General features: G+C 47.3%; 2 protein-coding genes. Both read right to left on the reverse strand.

The annotated features are described in order from the left end of the window. Window positions 1-128: 128 nt before the first annotated feature. Entirely contained in the window at window positions 129-1,580 is a 1,452-nt protein-coding gene (locus tag ACFQZT_RS32270; RefSeq protein WP_379307073.1) for an MFS transporter, read from the reverse strand. Then, window positions 1,577-2,641 (reverse strand): bifunctional transcriptional activator/DNA repair enzyme AdaA, encoded by a 1,065-nt coding sequence (locus ACFQZT_RS32275; RefSeq protein ID WP_379307075.1) that lies wholly within the window; start codon window positions 2,639-2,641, stop codon window positions 1,577-1,579. The genes ACFQZT_RS32270 and ACFQZT_RS32275 overlap by 4 nt, the downstream gene beginning before the upstream one ends. Window positions 2,642-3,376 lie beyond the last annotated feature (735 nt).

Consider the following 3,376-nt stretch of genomic DNA (forward strand, 5'->3'; position numbering starts at 1 on the left):
ATACCACCACATGAATCTCCCATTAATAATTAAATATTGACAAGCTGTTAGCTGGAATAGCGTAATCTTCTTTATTCCTTTTTATCTTCTTCGAGTGTGTCTTATAAACTTAAATGAAATCCTCTATACTACTCCATGTTTGCTGTTTCCCTTGCGGTCTTGTGCTGCGGTCGTAGTAAAAATAGTCCAAGCACTACTGCGAGTGCGAGAAAGACTGAGAAGAATCGGAAACCAATGTTAGAAGCTTGAATCAGGGCATCCTTCGATTGACCCAACTCATAACCCTCGGCTCTAGATAACAATTGTGAAGCAACATCGGACTTGGCCACTAACTGAACAACTGCCAATGCAAGCGCTTGGCTAATAGCCCGGCACATGTTGTATACGGTCCAGAACATACCTGATGCAGAACCCGCTTGCTCTTGCGGAGCGGCTGATAGTACTGCTTTAGCAAGTGATGGCCAGGAAAGTCCGGTTGCTGCAGAAATGATCAAAAGCGGAACAATGACAGCTATATTCGACAGTTTGGGACCGAGCTGTCCAAGCATCAGTAGCGCGAGTCCGATTAGAAACGATCCGAGCAGAATCATTCTTGCTAGGCCAATACGATCGGCAAGCCTACCTCCAAATGGAGCTGTGAACAACTGGGGCACTGATAGCGGAATCAACAACAACCCCGACTCCAATGGACTGAGGTGTAGTGCGCCTTGCAAATACAGCGTGAGCAGAATGGTGACGGCGAAATAACCGATACAGTAGTTTATTGTGATTCCGAGCCCTATGGTGTATTCCCGAGAAGCGAGAAGACCCAAATGAAACAATGGATGCTTAGCCTTCTTCTCAATGAAAACGAAGGCAATCCATAGGAACAGCGCTGCTGCGAACAGTCCGAACGTTCTTCCCGATACCCATCCCCAAGTCTGGGCCTCGGACAAGGCGATAAGCAGTGCGGTTAAACCCGTTCCGTACGTCAACACGCCGGGCCAGTCAGTCTTCGTTTTTTCGCTCGATTTATCATCCTTTAGAATTACAATACCGGCGACCAAGCCAACGATACCGATCGGAACGACCGCGTAGAACATGGAACGCCATCCAAATTCGCCGATTAGTACACCTCCGACAACAGGACCAATGAGAGAGCCCGTCACCCATGCGATGTTGTTAATGCCAAGTGCGACCCCAAGTTTATTAGGCGGAAATGTTCGTATCAAGATCGGAGTGGATGCCGCCATCGCCATGGCAGCACCGGTACCTTGCAGAAGGCGAGCCGCGATCAGAACTGCGCCGGTGTCTGACATACCGCAAAAAGCAGTAGCAATCGTGAACAAAGCGAACCCCCATAGAAAAATGCGTTTGGTACCGAACATATCGGACCATCGGCCGGAAGGAAGGAGGAATACTGTACTCGTAATGTAGAACGAGGTGATCGTCCACATCCCCGTTCCAATCAAAAGATGCAAGTCCTCCATGAGCGGAGGGAGACCGTTAACCACAATCGTAGCGTCTAGATTAGTAATAAATGACACAAGTGTAACCACGAATAAAATGGACCATTTGCCCGACTGCTTGTTTTTCATCATCCTATGTCCTCCTCCACGCTCCCATTCTTTTCATGGTCAAGCAGCCATTGTTTCCGAGATAAACCTCCTCCATAACCGCCCAAGTCGCCGTTCGAGTTGATAACACGGTGACATGGAATCACAATCGCCACCTGGTTGGCTCCATTTGCTTGGGCTACGGCACGATAAGCACTTAGCTTTCCAAGCGCCGAGGCAATGTCGCCATACGAAGTCGTCTGACCCGGTTGAATTTCCCGCAATTGTTCCCACACCTTCTTTTGAAAAGGCGATCCAATTAGTTTCACAGGCGTTTTGAATTCTGTTAACTTGCCTTCGAAATAATCCCTGAGTTCCCTTTCAATCGAATCGATCGGCGGTGTGCTGCCCGGAATGACCGCGGATTTTGTCTTCCTTCTCAGACGTTCGATCTCTCGCTCCAATCCTCTGCGGTCTATAAATTCGAGTAAATATAGCGCTTGTTCATCAGCGATTGCGATCATCGGGCCAAGACGCGTATCCAACCACGATGCCTTTAAAATCTGTTGATTGCCCAGCCCAGCAGGTGCTGCACCCATAATGCGCGAAAACGCATCCCTGAAGCCGCTGCCGGATTCGTAACCTGCGGATAGCTGTGCTTCGATGACCGCGCTGCCTGCTCGGATATGTTTCAAGGCTATTCCCATTCGCCGAGCTCTTGCATATTCAACAAAAGTCATTCCGAACCTTTTCTTGAACTGGCGGCGCACAGTTGAGGCATCCACGGATAATTTTTGGAAGTCTTCGTCCGTCCAGCGGTGTTCCGGGTTTTCTTCCACCGCGTTGACTAGCTTACGAACCAACTCCGAGACATGGCCCGGATGAGACAGCGGACGGCAACGCTGGCAGGGTCGGAATGATGCCAGAAGGGCTTCCTTGGCTGTCTTATAAAATTCACAATTCTCAAATTTAGGTTTTCTTGCCGGACATGTAGGTCGGCAAAACACACCGGTTGTCTTAACTCCGACATAGAAAATGCCTTCATACTCGGACTTTTTATCGATAAGCGCCTGGTAATACACGAGTTTACTGTCGGTCGGTATCATTCTGCTCCTCCTCTTTAATGCAGTTTTGAATTTTAGGCCCTTACGGAATACAATTATGATTATAACGTTTCCGAAAAATAGTTCCGCCGAAAATCGGGCATTGATTTTTTTTCTATGCTGGTATATTTGACTAACTTGATTGGTGGTCGCAATAATAATATTCCCTTACATCCGTCAATTGAGAATATTAGCATTTTCACAATGAGGCACTGGAATAGGCATCTATAATCTCTGTATTCAAGTAATCACACACTGCCAAATTAAACTGCCCGTCCCTCGGTTTTAAGGGTTTATCTTACGTATACTCACTCATTCGCAGGATTTCATCACCTTGATTAATAACGATTGCCTGGAAAACAAACTCATTTGGATAAGTGGTCTATTATTTGAGCGTGCGGGAACAGAGGAACCGTAAAAGCCTTTCCCCTAAATCTTACTCAACTGCACGCATATTCCACGAATACCCTGGAAGTTTACCATCCCATGGCTCTACGGGTCTAAGCCCTTACATTCCATCGTCATACCTATCCAAGGTGTGGAGACCGATTGCGTTTAGCGGACGGGTCTAAGCCCTTTTCGGGCAGTAACTCGGTTCTCCGTGCTTTCTTTTTAAATCCTACGAATGAGTCAATCTACGTGGTTTTCAAAGTTTTATGCAGCTTGAGTAAAAATGAAACTTGCCTTCTCGGGCAAAAATGTTTCTCCTTTTTGGACGATGCCGATCAGGATTCGGGC

This window comes from Paenibacillus sp. GCM10027628 (assembly GCF_042676385.1).
Classification (GTDB): domain Bacteria; phylum Bacillota; class Bacilli; order Paenibacillales; family NBRC-103111; genus Paenibacillus_E.

Coding starts and splice junctions, on each gene's coding strand:
- ACFQZT_RS32275 (WP_379307075.1), bottom strand. CDS start 2,641: ATGATACCGACCGACAGTAAACTCGTGTATTACCAGGCGCTTATCGAT.
- ACFQZT_RS32270 (WP_379307073.1), bottom strand. CDS start 1,580: ATGATGAAAAACAAGCAGTCGGGCAAATGGTCCATTTTATTCGTGGTT.